The sequence below is a fragment of the Pseudosulfitobacter sp. SM2401 genome, assembly GCF_042932805.1.
Taxonomy (GTDB): domain Bacteria; phylum Pseudomonadota; class Alphaproteobacteria; order Rhodobacterales; family Rhodobacteraceae; genus Ascidiaceihabitans.
The window spans coordinates 4,155,743-4,177,963 of the sequence record NZ_CP170633.1; the positions used below are offsets into that span (position 1 = coordinate 4,155,743).

The following is a 22,221-nucleotide window of genomic DNA, read 5'->3' on the forward strand; positions in this document are numbered from 1 at the left end:
ATGGCTAAAAAATCCATGATCGCACGCGAAGTTAAGCGTGAGAAGCTGGTCAAACAGTACGCCGAACGTCGTGCTGAGTTGAAAGCAATCGTGAACAACCAAGAGCTGCCTATGGAAGAGCGTTTTCGCGCTACTCTGAAGCTGGCCAAGTTGCCACGTAACTCGTCCAAAGTTCGCTTGCACAACCGTTGCCAGCTGACAGGTCGTCCACACGCTTACTACCGTAAGCTCAAAATTTCGCGGATCGCGTTGCGGGATCTCGGCTCTGCCGGTCAAATCCCCGGCATGGTCAAGTCGAGCTGGTAAGGAAGGGCATTAGATATGAACGATCCTATCGCAGATATGCTCACACGCATTCGTAACAGCCAACTGCGCGGCAAATCCATCGTCGAGACACCAGCCTCAAAGCTGCGTGCCTGGGTTTTGGACGTACTCGCAGACGAAGGTTACATTCGCGGCTATGAAGCAACGACAGGCAAAGACGGCCACCCGGCCATCGAAATCAGCCTGAAGTATTACGAGGGCGAACCTGTTATTCGCGAACTGAAGCGGGTCTCTAAACCCGGTCGTCGCGTTTACATGGGCGTCAATGACATCCCAGTTGTCCGTCAGGGCTTGGGTGTGTCGATTGTCTCCACCCCTAAGGGTGTGATGTCGGACGCAAGCGCGCGCGCAGCCAATGTTGGCGGCGAAGTGCTCTGCACCGTATTCTAAGGAGCATTTGATGTCTCGTATTGGTAAAAAACCAGTCGGTCTTCCTGCAGGCGTTTCCGCCTCCATGTCTGGCCAAACTATCGAAGTCAAAGGCCCAAAAGGCACACGTTCGTTCAAGGCAACGGATGACGTGACCATCACGGTCGAAGACGGCTCTGTATCTGTAACACCACGCGGTAAATCCAAGCGCGCACTTCAGCAGTGGGGCATGAGCCGCACAATGATTGCAAACCTGGTCACCGGCGTCACCGATGGTTTCAAGAAAGAACTTGAAATCCACGGTGTTGGTTATCGTGCAAACGTGCAGGGCAACACATTGAAACTGAACTTGGGCCTGTCCCATGACGTTGATTACGTCGCGCCTGAAGGCGTGACCGTAACGTCACCAAAACAGACCGAGATCATTGTGGAAGGCATCGACGACCAGCTAGTTGGTCAAGTTGCCGCGAACATTCGCGCTTGGCGGAAACCAGAGCCCTATAAAGGCAAAGGCATCCGTTACAAGGGCGAGTTCATCTTCCGCAAAGAAGGCAAGAAGAAGTAAGGAACGCACAGATGGCAAACAGCAAACGTACACTGTTCATCAAACGCCGCATGCGCGTTCGGAACAAACTTCGCCGCGTAAACGCAGGACGCTTGCGTCTTTCGGTTCATCGCTCCAACAAAAACATCAGCGCGCAGATCATCGACGATGTGAACGGCGTGACGCTCGCGTCCGCTTCCACATTGGAAAAAGGTCTGGGTTCTGTTGGCAAAAACAACGTCGAAGCAGCGACCAAAGTGGGCGCGGCAATTGCCGAGCGTGCTAAGAAAGCTGGCGTTGAAGAAGCTTACTTTGATCGGGGCGGTTTCCTGTTCCACGGCAAAGTAAAAGCAGTTGCAGACGCGGCCCGCGAAGGCGGTCTGAAGATCTAAAATCTTGAGGGCAGCGTTCGCGCTGCCCCGATGATCCGGGGGCATGTCGCCCACCAGGATTGAAGCTATTTGGCGCAAGCCACCAATGAAAAAGGATGTTCTCAATGGCAGAACGTGAAAACCGTCGCGGCCCACGCCGTGATCGTGACGAAACACCGGAATTTTCCGACCGCCTGGTCGCGATTAACCGCGTATCGAAAACCGTAAAAGGTGGTAAGCGCTTTGGTTTCGCAGCTCTCGTAGTTGTTGGTGACCAAAAAGGCCGCGTAGGCTTTGGCAAAGGTAAAGCGAAAGAGGTCCCAGAGGCCATCCGCAAAGCCACAGAGCAAGCCAAGCGTCAAATGATCCGCGTGCAATTGCGCGAAGGTCGGACACTGCACCACGACATGGAAGGCCGCCACGGCGCCGGTAAAGTTGTGATGCGCTCAGCACCAGAAGGTACCGGTATTATTGCTGGTGGTCCAATGCGTGCCGTTTTCGAAATGCTGGGTGTTAAGGACGTTGTGTCCAAATCCATCGGTTCGCAAAACCCGTACAACATGATCCGCGCCACCATCGACGGCCTGCGCAAAGAGGCATCGCCTCGTTCCGTAGCCCAACGTCGTGGCAAAAAAGTAGCTGACATTCTGCCAAAGCGTGACGACGCGCCTGCGGCCGAAGCACCTGCTGAATCAGCAGACGCATAAGGACTGGCATCATGGCTAAAACAATCGTCATCAAACAAGTAGGCTCCCCGATCCGCCGCCCTGCAAAACAGCGCGCAACTCTGATCGGCCTTGGCTTGAACAAAATGCACAAAACCCGCGAGCTGGAAGACACACCTTCCGTACGCGGCATGGTAAGCTCGATCTCTCACATGGTTGAGATCATCGAAGAAAAAGGCTGAAGTCAGCCACCCGTAAGGTGCATCTTGATGCACCCCGCGATAATTAGAACGCCTCGCATGAAAATGCGGGGCGTTTTCTTTTCCGGAGTTTTATCAGTCTTGAGGTAGAAACGATTTAGTTCAAAGTGACGTAAACTAGATAAACATTTAGGAGGGTCGCAATTGTAACAATCGCCGTTAGCCAGACAATAAGGGTGTTCTGGCGGTTCGCTTTGCGAGCGCGAAGTTCATCGTAGATGAAGTTCACCCCAACCTGAACATTTATCTCCATACTTGAGAGCTTCTCAATCAAATCCTTCTCCGTCATTGATTTCAATTCAGTATACTTGGGCAGCATCATTGCAATTAATTCCTTTACAAAACGATTTGGAATGTCGGTCGTGAAGCTGATCCAACACAGGCTACAAATGATGTAGTACTTTTTTGTCGGTTTTTAACCGCCCGTAGTCCCCGACTACGGGCCGCGTCCGACCCGCCCCATGGGCGGGCGCGTCTTCGCTGCACCCGAGGCTATCGCCTTCTTCGGCCTCATTTGATCCAGTGGATCAAATGCAAGACGGCCTACGACCCCGTGTCGGACGCGGCCCTAGGTCTTCGCTGCGTCGATGATTTCGTCAGAGTGTAGCCCATACTTCCCCGCAAACTTTACCCTTGCTGCCACCAGCCGCGCGTCATCCGGCTCTAACCCCAGCGTCTTGATAAACTCGATCCGCTGCTTGGACCGCAAAGCGTCCCGATTAATTGCCGTCCCCATCATCCGGTCAATCACATGCCCGCCGGGCGACACATGAAACCACCGATCGAAATCGCGAAAGTGATGTTGCGCGTGCAATCCTGCCACATGTCGTTCAATCCAAGTTTTGCGCACGGGCAAGTGGGCCGTCATGTGGAACCACTCGTACCCCAGAAACGTGCCGACGCCGCCGACCATGACCAAGGCGGCGGCGATGGGCAGGGCGTGCATCGACACCAGCGACGCGATCCCCCAGACCAACGCAAAGTTGATCACCAAGATCGGTAATGTCACCCACGCAGGTGCAAAGAACAGCGGGATGTTCGTTGGGAAATCGTGATGGCCGTAGTGCGCTTGGTATAGGATATCGAATTTCCATTGTTCGCTTGGCGGGGGCAGATGAAAGATATGGCGATGCAGCGAATACTCGTTCAGCATTTGCAGTGGCACGCCCAACAGCGCGAACAACCAGACCCACCACGGTCCGCTAAAGGCGACGATCAACACGCCTGCGCATAAGGCAACCACCATCGGAGGGATGGAATTGTGTGACAGCATGATCCGCCAGCGTGGCAGGAATTGTTGATTTTTTGACATAAGACCAGATCAACACAGGCTGCCCTGTGCACGCAATAGATTCCCGTACGGCAGTTTCAAACCAACTGCCCCTTGATCCCTCCTTGCTCGGCGACTATACGCGGCCAGTGTTCACCTCACAGGTGACTCGAAAACCAAACATGCCGTGGTTGTCCCATTTGCTTCGAGGGGCATATCCGGCGATAGGAGAAGCAAAATGTTTAAACTAAATGAACTACGCGACAACCCAGGTGCCACCAAACCACGCAAGCGCGTTGGCCGTGGTCCAGGTTCCGGCACCGGTAAAATGGGTGGCCGTGGTATCAAAGGTCAAAAATCCCGTTCGGGTGTTGCGATCAAAGGTTTTGAAGGCGGTCAAATGCCTTTGTACCAACGTCTGCCAAAGCGTGGCTTTAACAAGCCGAACCGCAAGGCATATGCCGTCATCAACTTGGGTCTGATCCAGAAGTTTGTTGACGCAGGCAAGATCGACGCGAAATCAGCCATCACCGAAGAAGCGCTGGTCGCATCTGGTGCGGTTCGTCGCATTTTGGACGGTATCCGCGTCCTGGCAAAAGGCGAAGTTACGTCCAAGCTGAACATCGAAGTACACGGCGCGTCCAAGTCTGCTGTTGAAGCAGTCGAGAAAGCTGGCGGGAAATTGACCCTGACAGCCAAGGTTGCGGCCGAGTAACTGAGCCTTCGGACTTGTGAGGCGTGCGTTTGCCGCCTACATAGTCCTAAGAGTTTTCCAAACGCCGCCCCCCGGAAAATCGGTGAGGGCGGCGTTTTTGATATAGAAAGAGCCTTCCTATGGTATCTGCCGTCGAAAATATGGCCGCCAACACGACTTGGGCGAGCCTTGGCAAAGCGACCGATCTGCGCAACCGCATCCTGTTTACGTTGGCGCTGCTGATCGTTTACCGCTTGGGCACGTTTATTCCTGTCCCCGGCATCGACGGCGCTGCATTGCGCGACTTTATGGAAAATGCGGGCCAAGGGATTGGCGGCATGGTGTCCATGTTTACCGGTGGCGCGCTGGGTCGCATGGGTATTTTTGCCCTCGGGATCATGCCCTACATTTCGGCCTCGATCATCGTTCAATTGATGACCTCGATGGTGCCCTCGCTTGAGCAACTCAAGAAAGAAGGGGCGCAAGGCCAAAAGAAAATTAACCAATACACCCGTTACGGGACGGTCGCGCTGGCCACGGTGCAGGCATACGGCCTTGCTGTGTCGCTGGAATCTGGCGACTTGGTCACCGAGGCTGGTTTCTACTTCCGCATGACCTGCCTGATTACGCTGGTTGGTGGGACGATGTTCCTGATGTGGCTGGGTGAACAGATCACTGCGCGCGGCATCGGTAACGGTATTTCCTTGATCATTTTCGTCGGCATTATTGCCGAAGTTCCTGCCGCTTTGGCGCAGTTCTTTGCCTCCGGCCGGTCCGGCAGCATTAGCCCAGCGGTGATTGTCGGGGTGATCGTGATGGTGATCGCAACCATTGCATTCGTCGTCTTTATGGAAAGGGCCTTGCGCAAGCTGCATATCCAGTATCCGCGCCGCCAGGTCGGCATGAAGGTTTATGACGGTGGGTCCTCGCACTTGCCGATCAAGGTGAACCCAGCCGGCGTTATCCCCGCGATCTTTGCATCGTCCTTGTTGTTGCTGCCTGTGACAATCAGCACGTTCTCTGGCGGGTCTACCAGCCCTGTGATGTCGTGGTTGCTCGCGAACTTTGGTCCCGGTCAGCCGTTGTACCTGTTGTTCTTCATCGCGATGATCGTGTTCTTTGCGTACTTCTATACGTTCAACGTGTCGTTCAAACCGGACGAAGTTGCGGACAACCTGAAAAACCAGAACGGTTTTGTTCCAGGGATCCGTCCGGGCAAAAAGACCGCTGAATATCTGGAATACGTTGTGAACCGCGTTTTGGTTCTGGGGTCCATGTACCTTGCTGCGGTGTGCGTTCTGCCAGAAATTCTACGCGGTCAGTTCGCGATTCCGTTTTACTTTGGTGGCACGTCGGTTTTGATCGTTGTTTCGGTGACGATGGACACTATCCAACAAGTGCAAAGCCATTTGCTTGCTCAGCAGTACGAAGGTCTGATTGAAAAATCGAACCTGCGTGGCAAGGGTAAAACACGCAAGAAACGGAGCCCGGCTCGTAAATGAACATTATCCTTCTCGGGCCACCAGGCGCTGGCAAAGGGACGCAAGCGCGTCATTTGGTTGAAACACGTGGCATGGTGCAACTGAGCACCGGCGACATGTTACGCGCTGCCAAAGACAGTGGCACCGAGATGGGCAAGGTTGTTGCCGACGTGATGGCACGGGGTGCATTGGTCACGGACGAGATCGTGATCGGCCTGATCCGTGAACAGCTGAACACGGTCAAAGCAGCGGGTTTCATCTTTGACGGTTTCCCGCGGACGCTGGCACAGGCGGATGCGCTGACGGAATTGCTGTCAGCTGAGGGCGAAAGCCTTGATGCGGTGATCGAGATGGAAGTCGATGACGAGGCGCTTGTTGCCCGCATCACTGCCCGCTCAACATGCGGTGCCTGTGGTGAGGTCTACAACGACAACACCAAGCCAGAGCCGGCAGACGGCAAATGTTCCAACTGTGGTGCGGTTAACAAATTCACCCGCCGTGCAGATGACAACGAGGAAAGCCTGAAAACGCGCCTCATGGAATATTACAAAAAGACGTCTCCACTGATCGGCTATTACTACGCCAAAGAGATGTTGAACCGGATTGACGGTTTGGGTGACATCGAAACCGTGCAGCGCGATATCGCAAAGGTCATGGATTGAAGCGGGCTCGGATTGCAGCCTTTCTTGCCATCTGCGGTCCTTTTGCGACGTATGCAGACGGTCAGGCCGGCGATTACTTTGTAACAAACATCGAACAATGCGCGCTTGATTCTGCGGGACTGCCACTTGTCGACACTTTGGTGCTGCGCGCCCAAAGCATTTCAGGTCATGGTGTCAATTGTGATTGGGCCGAGGCATTGGATTTTGATGCCTTGGTGGGGCAAACTGTTATTGCCAAGACGACCTGCGGCAATGGCGAGAAAAGCTGGACAGACGAGTACAGTTTTTCGGTTCCCGTTCTTGGGGCCGTTGCGACCAAACCCGTGCGTGTGCAGGGTTTGCCCACATTATTTTACCGGTGCGAGTGAATCTTTGGCTCTGACCGATTGGATTCACAATCTACGGGCTTTTCGCAGTTGACGCTTGGGCCAAAAGCCCATAACCAGCCGTATCTCTTATGAGAATCAAATATGTTTCAAAGGTCGCTCCTGCGAAACACGATCACCTGATCAGCTGCGGCCCGAATGCTTAATTGCCTCGGGCTTACGTTGTGAAAAAAGGGCCTGGAATGACGGGCTCGCAACGAAAAGGAATTCCACACGTGGCACGTATTGCCGGCGTAAACATCCCGACTGCAAAGCGGGTTCCAATCGCCCTCACATATATCACCGGTATCGGCACAACTTCTGCGCAAGCGATTTGCGAAGCTGTTGGCATTGACGCGACACGTCGCGTTAACGAACTGTCCGACGCCGAAGTTCTGAAAGTGCGTGAGCACATCGACGAAAACTACACCGTTGAAGGTGACCTTCGTCGTGACACACAGATGAACATCAAACGCCTGATGGATTTGGGTTGCTACCGTGGCTTGCGTCACCGTCGTAACTTGCCTGTCCGTGGTCAGCGCACTCACACCAACGCTCGTACTCGCAAAGGCCCTGCAAAGGCCATTGCTGGTAAGAAGAAATAAGGGAGGCTCTGATCGATGGCACGCGATAAAGTACGCGCAAAGAAAAAAGAGCGTAAGAACATCGCCGCAGGTGTGGCGCATGTGAACTCTTCTTTCAACAACACCAAAATCTTGATCTCAGACGTTCAAGGCAACGCAATTGCATGGTCTTCTGCCGGCACGATGGGCTTCAAAGGCTCACGTAAATCTACGCCTTATGCGGCGCAGATGGCTGCCGAAGATGCAGGCAAAAAAGCACAAGATCACGGCGTGAAAACGCTGGAAGTCGAAGTGCAAGGTCCAGGCTCTGGCCGTGAAAGTGCGCTGCGCGCATTGGCTGCTGTTGGGTTCAACATCACATCTATCCGTGACGTGACACCAATGGCGCACAACGGTTGCCGCCCACCAAAGCGCCGCCGCGTCTAAGCACGACTACTTCGGTTGGGGCCGCGTGTTTTCGCACGGCCCCATTCCGCATTTTTTGAAACCTCGGGCGCTTTAGCCTTTAGGACATGGGGCTGAGGCAAGAATGGAGGGACGCATGATCCACAAGAATTGGGCTGAACTAATCAAGCCAACACAATTGGACGTTAAGCCGGGCAATGATCCAGCACGTCAAGCAACCGTTGTTGCAGAACCACTGGAACGTGGTTTTGGTCTGACAATGGGCAACGCGCTGCGTCGCGTTCTGATGTCATCGCTGCAAGGTGCCGCGATCACGTCTGTGCAAATCGACAACGTTTTGCACGAATTTTCGTCAGTTGCTGGTGTACGTGAAGACGTCACCGACATCATCCTGAACCTCAAAGGCGTTTCATTGCGCATGGAAGTCGAAGGGCCAAAGCGCCTGTCGATTTCTGCAAAAGGTCCGGGCATTGTCACAGCAGGCGACATTTCTGAATCCAACGGCATCGACGTGCTGAACCGTGATCACGTGATCTGCCACCTCGACGATGGTGCCGATCTGTACATGGAACTGACGGTTAACACCGGCAAAGGTTACGTTTCTGCTGAAAAGAACAAACCAGAAGATGCACCAATCGGTCTTATCCCGATCGACGCGATCTATTCGCCGGTCAAGAAGGTCTCTTATGACGTTCAGCCAACGCGCGAAGGTCAGGTTCTAGACTATGACAAACTGACGATGAAAATCGAAACAGACGGGTCCATCACGCCAGACGACGCGGTCGCTTTTGCGGCGCGTATTCTGCAGGACCAACTGGGTATTTTCGTGAACTTTGACGAACCAGAATCAGCATCCCGCGCGGATGAAGATGACGGTTTGGAATTCAACCCGCTGCTTCTCAAGAAAGTGGACGAGTTGGAATTGTCTGTTCGTTCGGCAAACTGCCTGAAGAACGACAATATAGTGTACATCGGCGATCTGATCCAAAAAACCGAAGCAGAAATGCTGCGCACCCCGAACTTTGGCCGCAAATCTTTGAACGAAATCAAAGAAGTGTTGTCAGGCATGGGTCTGCACCTCGGCATGGACGTCGAAGACTGGCCACCAGACAACATCGAAGATCTGGCGAAAAAGTTCGAAGACGCCTTTTAAACAATTCGGGTAGGCAGGCCATGTGTCCGCCTACCCATACGAACAGACTGGGCAATCTGCCCCAAGGAGAGCCTGCGACACGCATCAAAGGCCAGACAAAGTAAAATCGCTCGTAGAGAGCACACTTAGGAGAATAGAAAATGCGTCACGCACGTGGATACCGCCGCCTGAACCGTACACATGAGCACCGCAAGGCGCTCTGGGCAAACATGGCCGGCTCGCTCATTGAACATGAGCAAATCAAAACAACATTGCCAAAAGCAAAAGAACTGCGCCCGATCATTGAGAAAATGATCACTTTGGCGAAACGTGGCGATCTACACGCCCGTCGCCAAGCCGCATCCAAGCTGAAGCAAGACCAATATGTCGCGAAATTGTTCGACATTTTGGGACCACGCTACAAAGACCGCCAAGGTGGTTATGTGCGCGTCCTCAAGGCCGGTTTCCGTTACGGCGACATGGCACCGATGGCGATCATCGAATTTGTTGACCGCGACCGCGACGCCAAAGGCGCAGGCGACAAAGCCCGCGTTGCAGCAGCAGAAGCCGCTGGCGAATAAGAATTTGAACCATCCGGTTCTAACAATGCCCTCGCCAATTGGCGGGGGTTTTTGCGTTTTGGGGAACAGATGCCGAAACTGACAATTCCGGCACTGTATTTGCTGAGCATGCCAGTTCTGATTGGCACATTTGAACGGGTTGCATTTTTAGTGACGCCCCCGTCGCACGCAGCTTGGGTTGATCAGCGATACATTGATCACCCTTATCTGACGTTACTGCATCTGCTTCCGGGATTGGTTTTGTTTCTTTTCGGCCCGCTGCAGTTTTCAATGGTTTTGCGTCGCAAAGCATTGTGGTTACACAGGTTGATCGGGCGCACTTTTGTTGTATCCGCGGTGTTGTGTGGCATCGGGGTCTGTTGGATGGTGATAGCGTTTCCCGCGCTTGGCGGGCTGCTAACCCAAGCCGTAACTTTTGTATTGGTTGCTGTAATGATTGTATTTATGGGACTGTCCATTCATGCAATCCGTGCCCGAAAACTAGTACGTCACCAGGCGTTCATGATGCGCGCTTATGCGATTGCATTGTCTGTCACGACTGCGCGCATATTTATTGACGCAGCCAAATGGTTGTTTGATCTACCGTTCGAGACGACTTTTGTCATAGCGTCCTCGTTAGGTGTTATTTTGAACTGCACGTTTGTCGAAATGCTCATATATCCGCGCGCGCGTAGATAACCTGAATACACGGGGTTGCATGATTGTGGGGCGCTGCGCATATCCTAGTCCATGAGACATATTTTTGCCCTAATCGCTTCGTTTAGTTTTGCAACCGCCGCGTTGACGCAAGAGCAAGTGCCGCAAAGTCAGACGCAAATCGCCCTCAGCTTTGCGCCCTTGGTCAAACAATCGGCACCTGCGGTCGTGAACATCTATGCCAAACTTATTACGCAGGCACGCCCCAATACCTTTATGGAGGACCCGTTCTTCCAGCGTTTCTTTGACGGTGGCACACCTGCGCCACGCGTGCAAAATTCGCTCGGGTCTGGTGTGATCCTGTCCGAAAGCGGGATTGTCGTGTCCAACTATCACGTGGTCGGCATGGCGACGGATATCCGTGTGGTTCTGAACGATCGCCGTGAATATTCCGCCCGTGTTTTATTGGGGGACGAGGACAGCGATCTGGCGATTTTGCAACTGGAAGGGACTGACGACTTACCCAGCCTCGATCTGCGCGCCAGCGACGACGTTGAAGTTGGTGAATTGGTGCTCGCCATCGGTAATCCCTTTGGTGTCGGTCAAACTGTCAGCAGCGGTATTGTGTCGGGCCTTGCGCGATCCGGCAGCTCGAATGGGTCGGGGCGCGGGTATTTCATCCAAACGGATGCACCGATCAATCCCGGCAATTCCGGCGGCGCGCTGATCGACATGGCCGGTCGCCTGATTGGCATCAACACGCAGATTTTGACGCGCTCTGGCGGGTCCAACGGTATCGGTTTTGCTATTCCGGCTGACTTGGTTGGTGCTTTCGTGGCCCAAGCCGAGGCGGGCAATCAAGAATTCCTACGTCCGTGGGCCGGCATGAGCGGGCAATCGGTAGATGCCGATATGGCCGATACTTTTGGCCTTGATCGCCCGGGCGGCATCGTCATTTCGGGACTGCATCCTATCAGCCCGTTTAAGCAGGCGGGCTTTGCCGCAAGTGACGTGATCACGGCGGTCGACGGGCAAGTCGTCAATACGCCCTCGGAAATGGTGTTCCGGATGAGCGTTGCCGGGCTTGGCAACACGTCGCAGGTGACCCGTATTCGGGACGGCATCGCCGAGGACATCGCTGTCAATCTGGTCGCGGCCCCTGATGATCCACCCCGAAACGCGACGGTCTTGGGCGAGGATTCGATCCTGCCCGGGCTGCAATTGGCGCAGATTAATCCGGCCGTGATCAGTGAGATGAACTTGCTATTGCAGGCCGCAGGCGTCGTGATCACAGACACCGGCCCGTTTGGCGCGCGCGTCGGTTTACAAGGCGGGGACGTCATCGAAAAGGTGCGCGGCACACCAACGCGAACCCCGTCGGATGTCGAAGAATTGCTGGCAAGCGGCGGGCGCAATGTGTCGATCGTTGTGCTGCGCGGCGATAGCCGTGTGCAGCTTCGGTTCCGTCTCTGATGGCGGATTTATTTGGGGATCAGCCAGTTCCTGATATGCCGCGCCCTTTGGCGGATCGTTTGCGTCCACAGACGTTGGCAGAGGTTATTGGCCAAACCCAAGTTCTTGGTCCTGACGCGCCGCTTACGGTCATGCTGGGTGCGGGCGCGTTAAGTTCGCTGATCTTTTGGGGCCCGCCGGGCGTTGGAAAAACCACAATTGCGCGGCTACTGGCCAACGAAACCAATCTGCATTTTGTACAAATCTCAGCCATTTTTACTGGCGTTCCTGACCTGAAGAAAGTATTCGAGGGCGCGCGTATTCGGCGTCAAAACGGGCAGGGGACACTGCTGTTTGTCGACGAAATCCACCGTTTCAACAAAGCCCAACAAGACGGGTTTTTGCCGCACATGGAAGACGGGACCATTTTGTTGGTTGGCGCGACAACCGAAAATCCGTCGTTTGAACTGAACGCAGCGGTTCTGTCGCGCTCGCAGGTTTTGGTACTTGAACGCCTTGATTTGTCGGATATGGAACGCCTCGCGCAGCGTGCGGAAAAGGAATTGGACCGCGCGTTGCCGCTGGATGGTCCTGCACGCGAAGCGCTGCTTGAGATGGCCGACGGCGATGGCCGCGCGTTGCTGAACCTGATCGAGCAGGTCGCTGCGTGGAAGGTTGAGGGCAAGCTGAACACAAACACGTTGTCGACCCGTTTGATGCGTCGCGCGGCGCAATACGACAAGGGCGGCGATGCGCATTACAACCTGATCAGCGCGCTGCACAAATCGGTGCGTGGATCGGACCCGGACGCGGCCCTTTATTGGTTTGCGCGGATGCTTGAAGGTGGCGAAGACCCGCGGTTTCTGGCCCGTCGCATCACCCGAATGGCGGTTGAGGACATAGGTCTGGCCGACCCCAACGCCCAAGCTGTGTGCCTGCAATGTTGGGAAACCTACGAGCGTCTTGGCAGTCCCGAAGGCGAATTGGCATTGGCCCAAGCGGTCACGTATCTTGCGCTCGCCCCCAAATCGAACGCGACCTACGTGGCGTACAAAGCCGCGCGCAATGCCGCCAAACAGACGGGATCGCAACCGCCCCCAAAGCACATCCTGAACGGGGCGACATCGTTGATGAAAGATCAGGGTTACGGGGCCGGATATGCCTATGACCACGACGCCGAAGACGGGTTTTCGGGGCAAAACTATTTCCCCGACGGGATGAAACGTCCGGTGTTGTATGTCCCTGTGGAACGCGGCCATGAACGCGAATTGAAAAAGCGGCTCGATTACTTTGCTAAATTGCGCGCCAAGCGCGGCGAATAACCCACAAAACTTGACTCTGCCTGCCGTGTGCGCGATGCGGTCGATTATGTTTTCAACCTTGTCTCTTGTTGCCCTTGGCGGGGCCATCGGCGCGTCGACGCGCTACCTCTTTGGGGTTGGTGCGATGCGTTTGGCTGGCCCAACCGACTTTCCTTGGGCGATCATGTCGGTCAACGTCATCGGTTCGTTTCTGATGGGCGTCTTTGTCGTGGCAGCAGCGCAGCGCGGGTTAACCCATTTTAGTCCGTTCGTGATGACGGGCTTGCTTGGTGGTTTCACAACGTTTTCGGCCTTTTCGCTGGAAACCGTCACACTGATGGAACGAGGTAACATTGGCGCGGCGAGCCTTTACGTGGCCTTGTCCGTCGGACTTTCAATTGTTGGCCTGATGGTAGGCCTGGCTGTCGCCCGAGGTATATTCGCATGAGCCGTGTTCAAACAGTAATCGTAGGAAAAGACGAAGGCGATCAACGCCTGGATCGTTGGTTCAAGCGGCGCTTTCCGCATATCCCGCAGGGGCGCGTCGACAAGATGTGTCGCAAGGGTGATTTGCGTGTCGATGGTGGGCGCGTCAAAGGGTCAACCCGCATCGAAGTCGGTATGCAAATCCGCATTCCGCCGCTGCCCGATCATGCGGCCCCGGAACCCGATCACAAACGTCGCGTGTCGGCAGCAGACACCAAATTGATGCTGGATTGTGTGATCTACAAAGATGACCACGTCATCGCGATCAACAAACCTGCAGGCTTGCCGACCCAAGGTGGATCCGGTCACTCCCGTCACGTCGACGGGCTAGCCGAAGCCTTGCAGTTTGACTACGAGGAAAAGCCGCGTCTGGTGCATCGCCTCGACAAAGACACATCCGGTGTTTTGCTTTTGGCGCGCACACGTGTTGCCGCACGGGCATTGACCGAAGCCATGCGTCACCGCGAAACCCGCAAGATTTACTGGGCGCTCGTCGCTGGTGTGCCGACGCCGTATCTTGGTGAAATCCGCTTTGGTCTGGTCAAGGCCGCAGGGCGTGGCAAGGGCGGCGAAGGCGAAAAGATGATCGCAGTCCACCCGCGTGACGTCGAAAACACCGAAGGCGCCAAACGCGCGCAGACGTTGTACGCGACGCTCTACCGTGTGGCATCGCGGGCGGCGTGGGTCGCGATGGAACCCATCACCGGACGTACCCACCAGCTGCGTGCGCACATGGCCGAAATCGGGCATCCGATCATTGGCGATGGCAAGTACGGCGGTTCCGGTCAGGAAAATATGGGCGACGGTTGGGGCGCGCAATTGGGCGGCACCATTTCCAAAAAACTGCACCTGCACGCGCGCATGATGCGGTTTCAGCACCCCGAAACGAAAAAGGTCATCACGGTCACAGCCGAGTTGCCAGAACACATGGCGCACAGCTGGGACACCTTCGGGTGGACCGAAGATCTGGCCGCAGAAGACCCGTTCGAGTCGCTTTGATGGCTGCGGATTTGCGGCTGGTTGTGTTTGATGTTGATGGCACGTTGGTGGACAGTCAGGGCGATATCGTTTCAGCGATGACCTCTGCATTTGTGGCGCTTGGGTTGGCGGTGCCAGAGCGCGCTGCGATCCTTGGTGTCGTGGGATTGTCACTGGATGTTTTGATGCCAATGCTGGCACCTGACGCGTCTGGCGCAACCCATGCGCAGTTGGTTCAGGCCTACAAAGACAGCTACATGGATGCGCGTAAACAGCAGGGGGCGGCAGTGTCATCGCCGCTTTATCCGGGTGCGCGTGCCTGCCTTGAGGCGCTAAATTCGGACCCGAACATCTTGCTGGGCGTGGCCACGGGCAAATCCAAACGCGGGCTAGATAAACTGATCGAAGGCCACGGGTTCGAGCGCATGTTCGTCACCCAACAGGTCGCAGATTTCCATCCCTCCAAACCGCACCCGTCCATGCTGATCCAGGCAATGGCAGATGCGGGTGTTGAGGCGCACAGTGCTGTGATGATTGGCGACACCAGCTTTGATATGGACATGGCCAAATCTGCGGGCATGCGCAGCATTGGTGTGGCGTGGGGCTATCACACTCGTGATCGTTTGGCGCAGGCCACGCGTTTTGCTGGCACCTTTGCCAACATACCTGACATTCTGACCGAGCTATGGAGCACACAGCCATGAGCGATTGGGCGCTAAAACGGTTTTGGACAGAGGCAAAAAGCGTCGCGGTTGACGGTGGATTTGCTGTTCAATTGGACGGGCGATCGGTTAAAACACCGGCGAAATCTGCATTGGTTGTGCCGACCCAAGCGCTCGCGGATGCGATTGCCGCCGAATGGGACGCGCAGAGTGAAAAAGTAAATCCGAACACGATGCCGTTTACCCGATCGGCCAATGCGGCGATCGACAAAGTCGCAACCCAACACAGTGAAGTTGCGGACCTGTTGTCGGAATACGGTGACAGTGATTTGCTGTGCTACCGTGCTGACACGCCTGTCGAACTGGTCGCCCGGCAAACGGAGCAGTGGGATCCGATGCTGGATTGGGCGCGCACCAATTTGGGTGTCGTACTGCACCCGCGCGTCGGCATTATTCACGCCCCCCAAGATCAGGGCGCTTTGGATATTCTGCGCGCCAAGACCCATGCATTCGACGCGTTCGAATTGGCAGCCTTTCACGATCTGGTGTCGCTCAGCGGGTCATTGATTCTTGGTTTTGCGGCGACGACGAACAATTTTTCCGCAGAACAGATGTGGAAAATTTCGCGCTTGGACGATCTTTGGCAAGAAGAACAATGGGGGCCAGATGACGAGGCAACCGCACTCGCAGAGGTTAAAAAGAGTGCATTTGCGCACGCAAAGCAGTTTTTTGATGCGTGTCAGCGCGCTTGACGCTGGGGAAGGTGAACTTATGCGGGATTGTGACACCTCGAACGATCCGTTTTCGTGATGCAACACTTGACGTTGGATGATGAATCCTAGCACACTGTGCGACACGGGCTCAGTAACAACTGGGCCTGTATCGCTTACGGTGTAAAATACACCGACGAACCACCCTAATTATGGTGGAAAATCAGGAAGAGGTAAAAATGAAAAAATCTGTAATCTTTGGCGCGTTGACCGTTGCTGGCCTTGCGGCCGGTGCTGCGGCAGCTGGCACTTTGGAAGATGTACAAGCACGCGGCAAACTGAACTGCGGCGTGACAACTGGTCTGGTTGGCTTTGCTGCACCAGATGCGAATGGCGTATGGAAAGGCTTTGACGTTGCTGTATGTCGCGCTGTAGCCGCCGCTGTTCTTGGTGACGGCAATGCCGTTGAGTTCGTTCCTACAACAGGCAAAACACGCTTTACTGCGTTGGCGTCTGGCGAAATCGACATGCTGGCACGTAACACCACATGGACATTCTCCCGCGACGTGGACCTGAAGTTCACTTTCGTAGGCGTGAACTACTATGACGGCCAAGGCTTCATGGTTCCAAAAGATCTGGGTGTTTCTTCTGCCAAAGATCTGGATGGCGCAACTGTCTGCATCCAAACCGGTACAACAACAGAGCTGAACTTGGCGGATTTCTTCCGTTCAAACAACATCTCTTATGAGCCAGTGCCAATCGAAACAAACGCCGAAGCGCAACAGCAATACCTGTCCGGTGCGTGCGACGTTTACACGACAGACGCATCCGGCCTGGCCGCGACACGTGCAACTTTCGAAGCACCTGGCGACCACGTTCTGCTGCCAGAAATCGTTTCCAAAGAGCCACTGGGCCCGCTTGTTCGCCACGGCGACAACAACTGGGGCGACGTTGTTCGCTGGACATTGAACGCATTGATCACAGCTGAAGAGCTGGGTGTGTCCTCTGCAAACCTGGCAGAATTGTCTGCTGGCACAAACAACCCAGAAGTTAACCGTCTGTTGGGTACCGAAGGTACACTGGGCGAAATGCTGGGTCTGTCTGCTGATTGGGCGAAAAACGCAATCGCAGTTGGCGGCAACTACGGTGAGATCTTTGAAGGTAACATCGGCGAAGCAACACCGATCGGTCTGGCCCGTGGCCTGAACGCTCAGTGGACAGAAGGCGGCCTGTTGTACAGCCCACCGTTCCGCTAAACGCTACAGTCAAAGGGCGCGAGGATCACCTCGCGCCCTTTGCACTTTGACGACACTGAATTGCGACGACTTACTAAATCTCCGGCCTTTGGCGCACAGACGCCGCATTAAGCTTTGGACCGGAACACGGGGAAACATTCCATGACAATTATGACCGACCCTCCGAAGGGCGCGTTCCGGCTATCTATGCTGTTGAATGACACCCGCTACCGGTCGCTTACCTTGCAAGTGATCGCAGCGATCGTTCTCGCATTGGCAATCTTTTATCTTGCCAGCAACGTGGTTTCAAACCTGACGCGACTGGGGTTGAACATCGACTTCGCCTTTTTGGGCGCGCCTGCAGGTTACGACATTAACCAGCGTTTGATCGAATATACCAGTCAATCGACCAACCTTCGGGCGGCGTTTGTCGGTATTCTGAACACGCTACTTGTGGCGTTTCTGGCCTGTATCATGGCGACCATCTTTGGGGTTCTGGCGGGTGTTCTGCGCCTGTCGAACAACTGGTTGGTCAGCAAGCTGATGGCCTTTTACGTGGAAATCTTCCGCAACATCCCTGTGTTGATCTGGATCTTGATCATCTTCGGCATCATGACTGTGGTGCTGCCGGGCCCAAGGGCGTTCCGGGGCGAAGATGCAGAAGCATCAATGTTCTTGGGCATTTCGGCCTTTACCAATCGCGGTGTGTACCTGCCGGGACCAGAATTTTCGCGCATCTTTGGCGAAACTGGCATCTTGTCGGCGGGTATTGGATGGCTGGTTGCGCTCGCCGTTCTGGTCGGTTCCTTCTTTGGGGCGCGTACAGTCAACAAACGCGCCACGCGCATCCAAGAAGCGACGGGCGTCCGCCCAGCCACAATGCTGACCAATCTGGCAATCTGGTTTCTGCCAATAATCGCGTTTTTCATCATCACTGGCCTTAGCTTTGAAATCCCTGAACTCAAGGGCTTCAACTTTAAGGGTGGCATCAAAGTTGGTGCACCGCTGATTGCGATCTGGTTCGCCCTGTCGATTTACACCGGTGCCTTTATCGCGGAAAACGTGCGTGCAGGTATTCAGGCCGTGTCAAAAGGGCAAACCGAAGCGGCTGGTGCCTTGGGCATTCGTCCGGGCCGGATCATGAGCCTGGTTGTTCTGCCACAAGCCATGCGGGTGATCATCCCGCCGCTGATTTCGCAGTATCTGAACATCACCAAAAACTCGTCTTTGGCGATTCTGGTTGGCTACGCGGACGTTACGGCGACTTTGGGTGGCATTACCTTGAACCAAACCGGGCGTGCGATTGAATGTATCGTTCTGTTGATGTTGTTCTATTTGATCATCTCGCTGTCGATCTCTGCGGTGGTCAACGTCTACAACAACACCATTAAACTGAAGGAGCGCTAGGCCATGTCAGATGTATCTGCTAATGTCGTCGCCTTTGTTCGGACGGAAACCGTGCCACAGTCTGCCCCGCCCTCTAACGCGGCGGGACCAGCTAAATGGGTTAAGGATAATTTGTTCGCCGGTGTCGGCAACTCGATCCTGACCATTCTGGCCTTCATCGCGATCTATTTGATCCTTGCCAAAATCATGCCTTGGATCTTGAACGGGGTTTGGGATGCGCCAACGCTTTCCGCGTGCCGCGAGATTCTTGAAGGGGCGACTGGTGGTTGCTTTGCCGTCATCTCCGAACGCTGGAACCAACTGTTGTTCGGGTTCAAATACCCAAGCGACCTGTACTGGCGCCCGGCCCTTGCCTTTGCGATGTTGTTCTTGGCAGCGGCCCCCGTGCTGTTCTTTGATCTGCCGCGCAAACTGCTGATCTTTACAGGGCTTTACCCCTTCATCGCCTTTTGGTTGATCTGGGGCGGTCCGGTGTATTACCCAATCATGGCTCTGGTTGGCTTTGTCGTTGCGTTCAAAGTGTTCGAACGCCTCGAAAAGCAAAACTTTGCTCTGGCTTTGGGTGCTGGCGTTCTTGGTGCGGCGATTGTTTGGTACCTCGGCACAATGATCGGACCAGATGACGCTGCGCGTAAGGCGGGTTCATTGTTTGCAGCAGGGCTTGAGCCTGTGCCAAGCCGTGATCTGGGTGGTTTCATGCTGAACATGATGTTGGGTGTGACCTGTGTGTCGTTGTCCTTGCCTTTGGGCATTGCACTGGCGTTAGGTCGTCAATCATCGATGCCGTTCATCAAATACATCTGCGTGATCTTTATTGAATTCATTCGCGGCGTGCCATTGATCACCCTGTTGTTTGTGGCCAGTGTCATGCTGTCGTACTTTTTTCCACCGGGCACTGGCGTGGATTTGTTTATCCGCGTTGTGATCATGATCACCCTGTTTTCGGCAGCATACATTGCCGAAGTTATTCGGGGTGGCTTGGCCGCCTTGCCAAAAGGGCAATACGAGGCCGCGGATTCACTGGGGCTGAATTACGCCCAAGCAACACGCCTGATCATCCTGCCACAAGCGTTGAAAATCTCGATCCCAGGTATCGTGAACATCGCAGTGGGCCTGTTCAAAGACACCACGCTGGTATCAGTCATTTCGATGTTCGATATCGTGGGTATGATCCGCGGACCCATTTTGGCGTCAACCGATTGGAACGGGGTGTATTGGGAGCTGTTCAGCTTTGCAGCCGTCCTGTTCTTCGTCGTTTGCTACGGCATTTCACAATATTCGCAGTGGCTGGAACGCCGTCTCGCGACAGATCACCGATAAGGAGGCCGGAACATGGCTGAACAAGCAAAAATGCAAGTGTCCGACGAAGTCGCGATCAGCATCCAGAACATGAACAAATGGTACGGCACATTCCACGTGCTGCGCGACATTGATTTGACCGTTCAACGCGGCGAACGGATCGTGATTTGTGGGCCGTCAGGCTCAGGCAAATCCACGCTGATCCGGTGCATCAACGCGTTGGAAGAGCACCAAAAAGGGTCGATCGAAGTCGACGGCACGCTGTTGTCATCCGACCTTAAGAACATCGACAAGATCCGGTCGGAAGTTGGCATGTGTTTCCAACACTTCAACTTGTTCCCGCATCTGAGCATTTTGGAAAACCTGACGCTGGCTCCAATCTGGGTGCGTAAAACGCCCAAGAAAGAAGCCGAAGAACTGGCGATGCATTACCTTGAAAAAGTAAAAATCCCTGATCAGGCGAACAAGTATCCGGGCCAGTTGTCCGGTGGCCAGCAGCAACGTGTGGCGATTGCCCGTTCGTTGTGCATGCAGCCGCGTATCATGCTGTTTGATGAACCGACGTCCGCGCTGGACCCGGAGATGATCAAAGAGGTTCTGGACACGATGATCGAGCTTGCCGAAGAAGGCATGACAATGCTGTGCGTCACGCACGAGATGGGTTTTGCCCGTCAGGTGGCGAACCGCGTGATCTTTATGGATGAAGGTCAGATTGTGGAGCAGAACGAACCGGAAGAGTTCTTTAACAACCCGCAAAGCCCGCGGACGCAGTTGTTCCTGAGCCAGATCTTGGGTCACTAACGACGCGTGGTGTGCGACACGCACACCTTACCAACATTTCGCAAACGGCTGGCTGTCAGGGCTGGCCGTTTCGCGTTTTAGCGACCCGTAAAGGCACGCATGTGAAAGGCGCTTTGTTCTGGATCACGGTTGAAAGATTGGCTGACGGGGCAGGCGGTGCGCACGTGGCAGCCCCCAGTCATGCAGCTATCGCCAGCGGGCGTATCCAGATACGCCTTACACGTTGGGACATCGTACATTGCCGTCAGAGACAAAGCATTAACTGGGCAGGCAGTCGCACAAGGCTGTTCTGCGCAGGTGTCACACGGGTTTTCTGACAACTGTGTTTGCACGGCGAATGGCAGGCGGACCGCGCCACGGATCGAGATCATCAACCCGGCTGTATCATGCACCATCATGCCGGTTGGGCTTTGCCAGAACCGCCCCGATTTCAGGGCCCACGCGATGAACGGAGCATAGGGCGGCCCGTCTGATGGGAAGATTGCCGAGCCGCCGTGTTCGGATGCAAGCGCGTTTATGTGTCTCTTGGACCACCGGTCAATTGGGTTAGCTATGTCGTCACTGTACTCGGGTGCCTTGGTGAAAACGGACCAAAACGTATCGGCGGCACCCAGTAGGACAATTGCGCCTTGGTCTTGGTTAAACGCGCCCATCACAAACAGACCCAGCGGGTCGATGCGTTGTGCGATCTGTTTAAGGATCATTTGCGCGTAAACGGCAATGTCAGGGACCAACCAAGTTTGCTTGGCCTGTCGTCCTGCCATTGTAGCCCAACCTGCATGTCATCGTGTCCTGCGGCCGGTTGCGCGATGTAGGTGCCGAACATCTGATCCCAAATCGATAAGGCAAAGCCGTAGTTGCTGTCGTGCTCCTGACGGTTCACGGAATGATGCACGCGATGCATGTCGGGCGTGACCAAAACGCGGCGCACAATGCGATCAACCGCCAAGGGCAGGCGGATATTAGCATGGTTGAACATAGCGGTGCCGTTCAGCATTATTTCGAAGAGGATCACGGCAATTGCGGCTGGCCCAAGCAGGTAGACGACGCCAATTTTCAAGATCATAGACAACGCGATTTCTACAGGATGAAAGCGAATAGCAGTGGTGACATCCATGTCGACATCCGCGTGATGAACACGGTGCAAGCGCCACAGCAGGGGGACTTTGTGGGTGATCAAATGCTGTGCCCAGATGATGAAATCAAGGATCAACATGGCGAGGATCACTTCGGCCCAGGCCGGCAAGGCGATCGCATTGAACACCCCCCATCCATTTATCTGCGCATCTACTGCGGCCCCAACTGCGAGAAACGGTAGGAAAATAGCCAAGGCACGCAACGCCACCATGTTCGCGATGGTGATGCCCCAGTTTGTCACCCAGCGGGCCTGACGCGTTTGGCTGCGTACGCGGCGCGGTGCCAGCGTTTCGATCAACGCAAGAACAGCAAACAGGCTGATGAAGACGGACAGGCGGATGAGAGATTCATTTTCCATAGGCCAGACGTAGCGTAATGGGGGCCTTGTGCCAACCTGCAGATCAACACGG

At 54.8% G+C, this 22,221-nt stretch carries 29 protein-coding genes; 25 read left to right on the forward strand and 4 right to left on the reverse strand.

Going from position 1 to position 22,221, the window contains the following annotated elements; genetic code table 11:
- The 6 genes from rpsN to rpmD all read left to right on the forward strand — a co-directional run bounded on the left by rpsN (position 1) and on the right by rpmD (position 2,515).
- Entirely contained in the window at positions 1–306 is a 306-nt protein-coding gene (gene rpsN, locus ACFIO0_RS20560; protein WP_390912320.1) for a 30S ribosomal protein S14, read from the forward strand.
- A 15-nt stretch (positions 307–321) separates the two neighbouring features.
- On the forward strand, positions 322–714 hold the full coding sequence (gene rpsH, locus ACFIO0_RS20565) for a 30S ribosomal protein S8 (RefSeq protein WP_390912321.1): 393 nt from the start codon (positions 322–324) through the stop codon (positions 712–714).
- Between the two features lie 10 nt (positions 715–724).
- A complete protein-coding gene (gene rplF, locus ACFIO0_RS20570; protein ID WP_390912322.1) occupies positions 725–1,258 on the forward strand; it encodes a 50S ribosomal protein L6 in 534 nt (177 codons plus the stop codon).
- Positions 1,259–1,269: 11 nt separating this feature from the next.
- Positions 1,270–1,629, forward strand: a complete 360-nt coding sequence (gene rplR / locus ACFIO0_RS20575; protein ID WP_390912324.1) for a 50S ribosomal protein L18 — start codon at positions 1,270–1,272, stop codon at positions 1,627–1,629.
- 104 nt (positions 1,630–1,733) lie between these two features.
- Complete coding sequence (gene rpsE / locus ACFIO0_RS20580; RefSeq protein WP_390912326.1) at positions 1,734–2,315, forward strand: 30S ribosomal protein S5; 582 nt, start codon at positions 1,734–1,736, stop codon at positions 2,313–2,315.
- Positions 2,316–2,326: 11 nt separating this feature from the next.
- Positions 2,327–2,515, forward strand: coding sequence for a 50S ribosomal protein L30 (rpmD, locus tag ACFIO0_RS20585; protein WP_390912327.1), 189 nt, complete (start codon positions 2,327–2,329; stop codon positions 2,513–2,515).
- 115 nt (positions 2,516–2,630) lie between these two features.
- Here the strand turns inward: rpmD and ACFIO0_RS20590 are convergent, their stop codons facing one another.
- Positions 2,631–2,855 carry a hypothetical protein gene (locus tag ACFIO0_RS20590; RefSeq protein ID WP_390912329.1) on the reverse strand — a complete coding sequence of 75 codons (225 nt, stop codon included), beginning with the start codon at positions 2,853–2,855 and terminating at the stop codon, positions 2,631–2,633.
- Positions 2,856–3,101: 246 nt separating this feature from the next.
- Positions 3,102–3,845, reverse strand: a complete 744-nt coding sequence (locus tag ACFIO0_RS20595) for a fatty acid hydroxylase (protein WP_390912331.1) — start codon at positions 3,843–3,845, stop codon at positions 3,102–3,104.
- 196 nt (positions 3,846–4,041) lie between these two features.
- Here ACFIO0_RS20595 and rplO point away from each other — a divergent pair, with 196 nt between their 5' ends.
- From rplO to ACFIO0_RS20690, 19 genes are all read left to right on the forward strand, one after another.
- Positions 4,042–4,518: a 50S ribosomal protein L15 gene (rplO, locus tag ACFIO0_RS20600; protein WP_390912333.1), complete on the forward strand. Its 477-nt coding sequence runs from the start codon at positions 4,042–4,044 to the stop codon at positions 4,516–4,518.
- A 119-nt stretch (positions 4,519–4,637) separates the two neighbouring features.
- The gene (secY, locus tag ACFIO0_RS20605; protein WP_390912335.1) at positions 4,638–5,999 is read left to right on the forward strand and encodes a preprotein translocase subunit SecY; all 1,362 of its coding nucleotides are present in this window, start codon (positions 4,638–4,640) and stop codon (positions 5,997–5,999) included.
- A complete protein-coding gene (locus tag ACFIO0_RS20610) occupies positions 5,996–6,640 on the forward strand; it encodes an adenylate kinase (protein WP_390912337.1) in 645 nt (214 codons plus the stop codon). Before secY ends, ACFIO0_RS20610 begins: the two co-directional genes overlap by 4 nt.
- Positions 6,637–7,008: a hypothetical protein gene (locus tag ACFIO0_RS20615; protein WP_390912339.1), complete on the forward strand. Its 372-nt coding sequence runs from the start codon at positions 6,637–6,639 to the stop codon at positions 7,006–7,008. The genes ACFIO0_RS20610 and ACFIO0_RS20615 overlap by 4 nt, the downstream gene beginning before the upstream one ends.
- A 233-nt stretch (positions 7,009–7,241) precedes the next feature.
- A complete protein-coding gene (gene rpsM / locus ACFIO0_RS20620) occupies positions 7,242–7,610 on the forward strand; it encodes a 30S ribosomal protein S13 (protein WP_390912341.1) in 369 nt (122 codons plus the stop codon).
- A 15-nt stretch (positions 7,611–7,625) separates the two neighbouring features.
- Complete coding sequence (gene rpsK / locus ACFIO0_RS20625; protein WP_390912343.1) at positions 7,626–8,015, forward strand: 30S ribosomal protein S11; 390 nt, start codon at positions 7,626–7,628, stop codon at positions 8,013–8,015.
- A 115-nt stretch (positions 8,016–8,130) separates the two neighbouring features.
- A complete protein-coding gene (locus ACFIO0_RS20630) occupies positions 8,131–9,147 on the forward strand; it encodes a DNA-directed RNA polymerase subunit alpha (RefSeq protein WP_390912345.1) in 1,017 nt (338 codons plus the stop codon).
- A 140-nt stretch (positions 9,148–9,287) separates the two neighbouring features.
- The gene (gene rplQ / locus ACFIO0_RS20635) at positions 9,288–9,707 is read left to right on the forward strand and encodes a 50S ribosomal protein L17 (RefSeq protein WP_390912346.1); all 420 of its coding nucleotides are present in this window, start codon (positions 9,288–9,290) and stop codon (positions 9,705–9,707) included.
- Between the two features lie 108 nt (positions 9,708–9,815).
- Positions 9,816–10,385, forward strand: a complete 570-nt coding sequence (locus ACFIO0_RS20640) for a DUF2306 domain-containing protein (RefSeq protein ID WP_390912347.1) — start codon at positions 9,816–9,818, stop codon at positions 10,383–10,385.
- Between the two features lie 51 nt (positions 10,386–10,436).
- Positions 10,437–11,816, forward strand: a complete 1,380-nt coding sequence (locus tag ACFIO0_RS20645) for a trypsin-like peptidase domain-containing protein (protein WP_390912348.1) — start codon at positions 10,437–10,439, stop codon at positions 11,814–11,816.
- Entirely contained in the window at positions 11,816–13,117 is a 1,302-nt protein-coding gene (locus ACFIO0_RS20650; protein ID WP_390912349.1) for an AAA family ATPase, read from the forward strand. The genes ACFIO0_RS20645 and ACFIO0_RS20650 overlap by 1 nt, the downstream gene beginning before the upstream one ends.
- Positions 13,118–13,163: 46 nt before the next feature.
- Complete coding sequence (gene crcB, locus ACFIO0_RS20655; RefSeq protein ID WP_390915378.1) at positions 13,164–13,544, forward strand: fluoride efflux transporter CrcB; 381 nt, start codon at positions 13,164–13,166, stop codon at positions 13,542–13,544.
- The gene (locus ACFIO0_RS20660; RefSeq protein WP_390912350.1) at positions 13,541–14,581 is read left to right on the forward strand and encodes an RluA family pseudouridine synthase; all 1,041 of its coding nucleotides are present in this window, start codon (positions 13,541–13,543) and stop codon (positions 14,579–14,581) included. Before crcB ends, ACFIO0_RS20660 begins: the two co-directional genes overlap by 4 nt.
- Positions 14,581–15,264 (forward strand): HAD-IA family hydrolase, encoded by a 684-nt coding sequence (locus ACFIO0_RS20665; RefSeq protein ID WP_390912351.1) that lies wholly within the window; start codon positions 14,581–14,583, stop codon positions 15,262–15,264. The genes ACFIO0_RS20660 and ACFIO0_RS20665 overlap by 1 nt, the downstream gene beginning before the upstream one ends.
- The gene (locus ACFIO0_RS20670) at positions 15,261–15,974 is read left to right on the forward strand and encodes an ATP12 family protein (protein WP_390912352.1); all 714 of its coding nucleotides are present in this window, start codon (positions 15,261–15,263) and stop codon (positions 15,972–15,974) included. Before ACFIO0_RS20665 ends, ACFIO0_RS20670 begins: the two co-directional genes overlap by 4 nt.
- A gap of 197 nt (positions 15,975–16,171) precedes the next feature.
- The gene (locus ACFIO0_RS20675) at positions 16,172–17,188 is read left to right on the forward strand and encodes a transporter substrate-binding domain-containing protein (protein ID WP_390912354.1); all 1,017 of its coding nucleotides are present in this window, start codon (positions 16,172–16,174) and stop codon (positions 17,186–17,188) included.
- A gap of 141 nt (positions 17,189–17,329) precedes the next feature.
- Positions 17,330–18,574, forward strand: a complete 1,245-nt coding sequence (locus ACFIO0_RS20680; protein ID WP_390912356.1) for an ABC transporter permease subunit — start codon at positions 17,330–17,332, stop codon at positions 18,572–18,574.
- 3 nt (positions 18,575–18,577) lie between these two features.
- The gene (locus ACFIO0_RS20685; RefSeq protein ID WP_390912358.1) at positions 18,578–19,894 is read left to right on the forward strand and encodes an ABC transporter permease subunit; all 1,317 of its coding nucleotides are present in this window, start codon (positions 18,578–18,580) and stop codon (positions 19,892–19,894) included.
- 12 nt (positions 19,895–19,906) lie between these two features.
- Positions 19,907–20,674 (forward strand): ATP-binding cassette domain-containing protein, encoded by a 768-nt coding sequence (locus tag ACFIO0_RS20690; protein ID WP_390912360.1) that lies wholly within the window; start codon positions 19,907–19,909, stop codon positions 20,672–20,674.
- 77 nt (positions 20,675–20,751) lie between these two features.
- On the opposite strand, the gene ACFIO0_RS20695 is transcribed toward ACFIO0_RS20690, so the two are convergent.
- Complete coding sequence (locus ACFIO0_RS20695) at positions 20,752–21,438, reverse strand: ferredoxin (protein ID WP_390912362.1); 687 nt, start codon at positions 21,436–21,438, stop codon at positions 20,752–20,754.
- Positions 21,375–22,169: a sterol desaturase family protein gene (locus ACFIO0_RS20700; RefSeq protein ID WP_390912364.1), complete on the reverse strand. Its 795-nt coding sequence runs from the start codon at positions 22,167–22,169 to the stop codon at positions 21,375–21,377. Before ACFIO0_RS20700 ends, ACFIO0_RS20695 begins: the two co-directional genes overlap by 64 nt.
- Between the last annotated feature and the right edge of the window lie 52 nt (positions 22,170–22,221).

What these genes read in the sequence shown, in the direction of transcription:
- ACFIO0_RS20645 (WP_390912348.1), top strand. Translation starts at nt 10,437, where the DNA reads ATGAGACATATTTTTGCCCTAATCGCTTCGTTTAGTTTTGCAACCGCC.
- ACFIO0_RS20660 (WP_390912350.1), top strand. Translation starts at nt 13,541, where the DNA reads ATGAGCCGTGTTCAAACAGTAATCGTAGGAAAAGACGAAGGCGATCAA.
- ACFIO0_RS20690 (WP_390912360.1), top strand. Translation starts at nt 19,907, where the DNA reads ATGGCTGAACAAGCAAAAATGCAAGTGTCCGACGAAGTCGCGATCAGC.
- ACFIO0_RS20675 (WP_390912354.1), top strand. Translation starts at nt 16,172, where the DNA reads ATGAAAAAATCTGTAATCTTTGGCGCGTTGACCGTTGCTGGCCTTGCG.
- ACFIO0_RS20670 (WP_390912352.1), top strand. Translation starts at nt 15,261, where the DNA reads ATGAGCGATTGGGCGCTAAAACGGTTTTGGACAGAGGCAAAAAGCGTC.
- ACFIO0_RS20700 (WP_390912364.1), bottom strand. Translation starts at nt 22,169, where the DNA reads ATGGAAAATGAATCTCTCATCCGCCTGTCCGTCTTCATCAGCCTGTTT.
- rpsK (WP_390912343.1), top strand. Translation starts at nt 7,626, where the DNA reads ATGGCACGCGATAAAGTACGCGCAAAGAAAAAAGAGCGTAAGAACATC.
- crcB (WP_390915378.1), top strand. Translation starts at nt 13,164, where the DNA reads ATGTTTTCAACCTTGTCTCTTGTTGCCCTTGGCGGGGCCATCGGCGCG.
- rplO (WP_390912333.1), top strand. Translation starts at nt 4,042, where the DNA reads ATGTTTAAACTAAATGAACTACGCGACAACCCAGGTGCCACCAAACCA.
- rplR (WP_390912324.1), top strand. Translation starts at nt 1,270, where the DNA reads ATGGCAAACAGCAAACGTACACTGTTCATCAAACGCCGCATGCGCGTT.
- rpsH (WP_390912321.1), top strand. Translation starts at nt 322, where the DNA reads ATGAACGATCCTATCGCAGATATGCTCACACGCATTCGTAACAGCCAA.
- rpsE (WP_390912326.1), top strand. Translation starts at nt 1,734, where the DNA reads ATGGCAGAACGTGAAAACCGTCGCGGCCCACGCCGTGATCGTGACGAA.
- ACFIO0_RS20695 (WP_390912362.1), bottom strand. Translation starts at nt 21,438, where the DNA reads ATGGCAGGACGACAGGCCAAGCAAACTTGGTTGGTCCCTGACATTGCC.
- rplF (WP_390912322.1), top strand. Translation starts at nt 725, where the DNA reads ATGTCTCGTATTGGTAAAAAACCAGTCGGTCTTCCTGCAGGCGTTTCC.
- ACFIO0_RS20665 (WP_390912351.1), top strand. Translation starts at nt 14,581, where the DNA reads ATGGCTGCGGATTTGCGGCTGGTTGTGTTTGATGTTGATGGCACGTTG.
- ACFIO0_RS20650 (WP_390912349.1), top strand. Translation starts at nt 11,816, where the DNA reads ATGGCGGATTTATTTGGGGATCAGCCAGTTCCTGATATGCCGCGCCCT.
- ACFIO0_RS20595 (WP_390912331.1), bottom strand. Translation starts at nt 3,845, where the DNA reads ATGTCAAAAAATCAACAATTCCTGCCACGCTGGCGGATCATGCTGTCA.
- secY (WP_390912335.1), top strand. Translation starts at nt 4,638, where the DNA reads ATGGTATCTGCCGTCGAAAATATGGCCGCCAACACGACTTGGGCGAGC.
- ACFIO0_RS20640 (WP_390912347.1), top strand. Translation starts at nt 9,816, where the DNA reads ATGCCAGTTCTGATTGGCACATTTGAACGGGTTGCATTTTTAGTGACG.
- rpmD (WP_390912327.1), top strand. Translation starts at nt 2,327, where the DNA reads ATGGCTAAAACAATCGTCATCAAACAAGTAGGCTCCCCGATCCGCCGC.
- rplQ (WP_390912346.1), top strand. Translation starts at nt 9,288, where the DNA reads ATGCGTCACGCACGTGGATACCGCCGCCTGAACCGTACACATGAGCAC.
- ACFIO0_RS20685 (WP_390912358.1), top strand. Translation starts at nt 18,578, where the DNA reads ATGTCAGATGTATCTGCTAATGTCGTCGCCTTTGTTCGGACGGAAACC.
- ACFIO0_RS20680 (WP_390912356.1), top strand. Translation starts at nt 17,330, where the DNA reads ATGACAATTATGACCGACCCTCCGAAGGGCGCGTTCCGGCTATCTATG.
- rpsN (WP_390912320.1), top strand. Translation starts at nt 1, where the DNA reads ATGGCTAAAAAATCCATGATCGCACGCGAAGTTAAGCGTGAGAAGCTG.
- ACFIO0_RS20630 (WP_390912345.1), top strand. Translation starts at nt 8,131, where the DNA reads ATGATCCACAAGAATTGGGCTGAACTAATCAAGCCAACACAATTGGAC.
- ACFIO0_RS20610 (WP_390912337.1), top strand. Translation starts at nt 5,996, where the DNA reads ATGAACATTATCCTTCTCGGGCCACCAGGCGCTGGCAAAGGGACGCAA.
- ACFIO0_RS20590 (WP_390912329.1), bottom strand. Translation starts at nt 2,855, where the DNA reads ATGATGCTGCCCAAGTATACTGAATTGAAATCAATGACGGAGAAGGAT.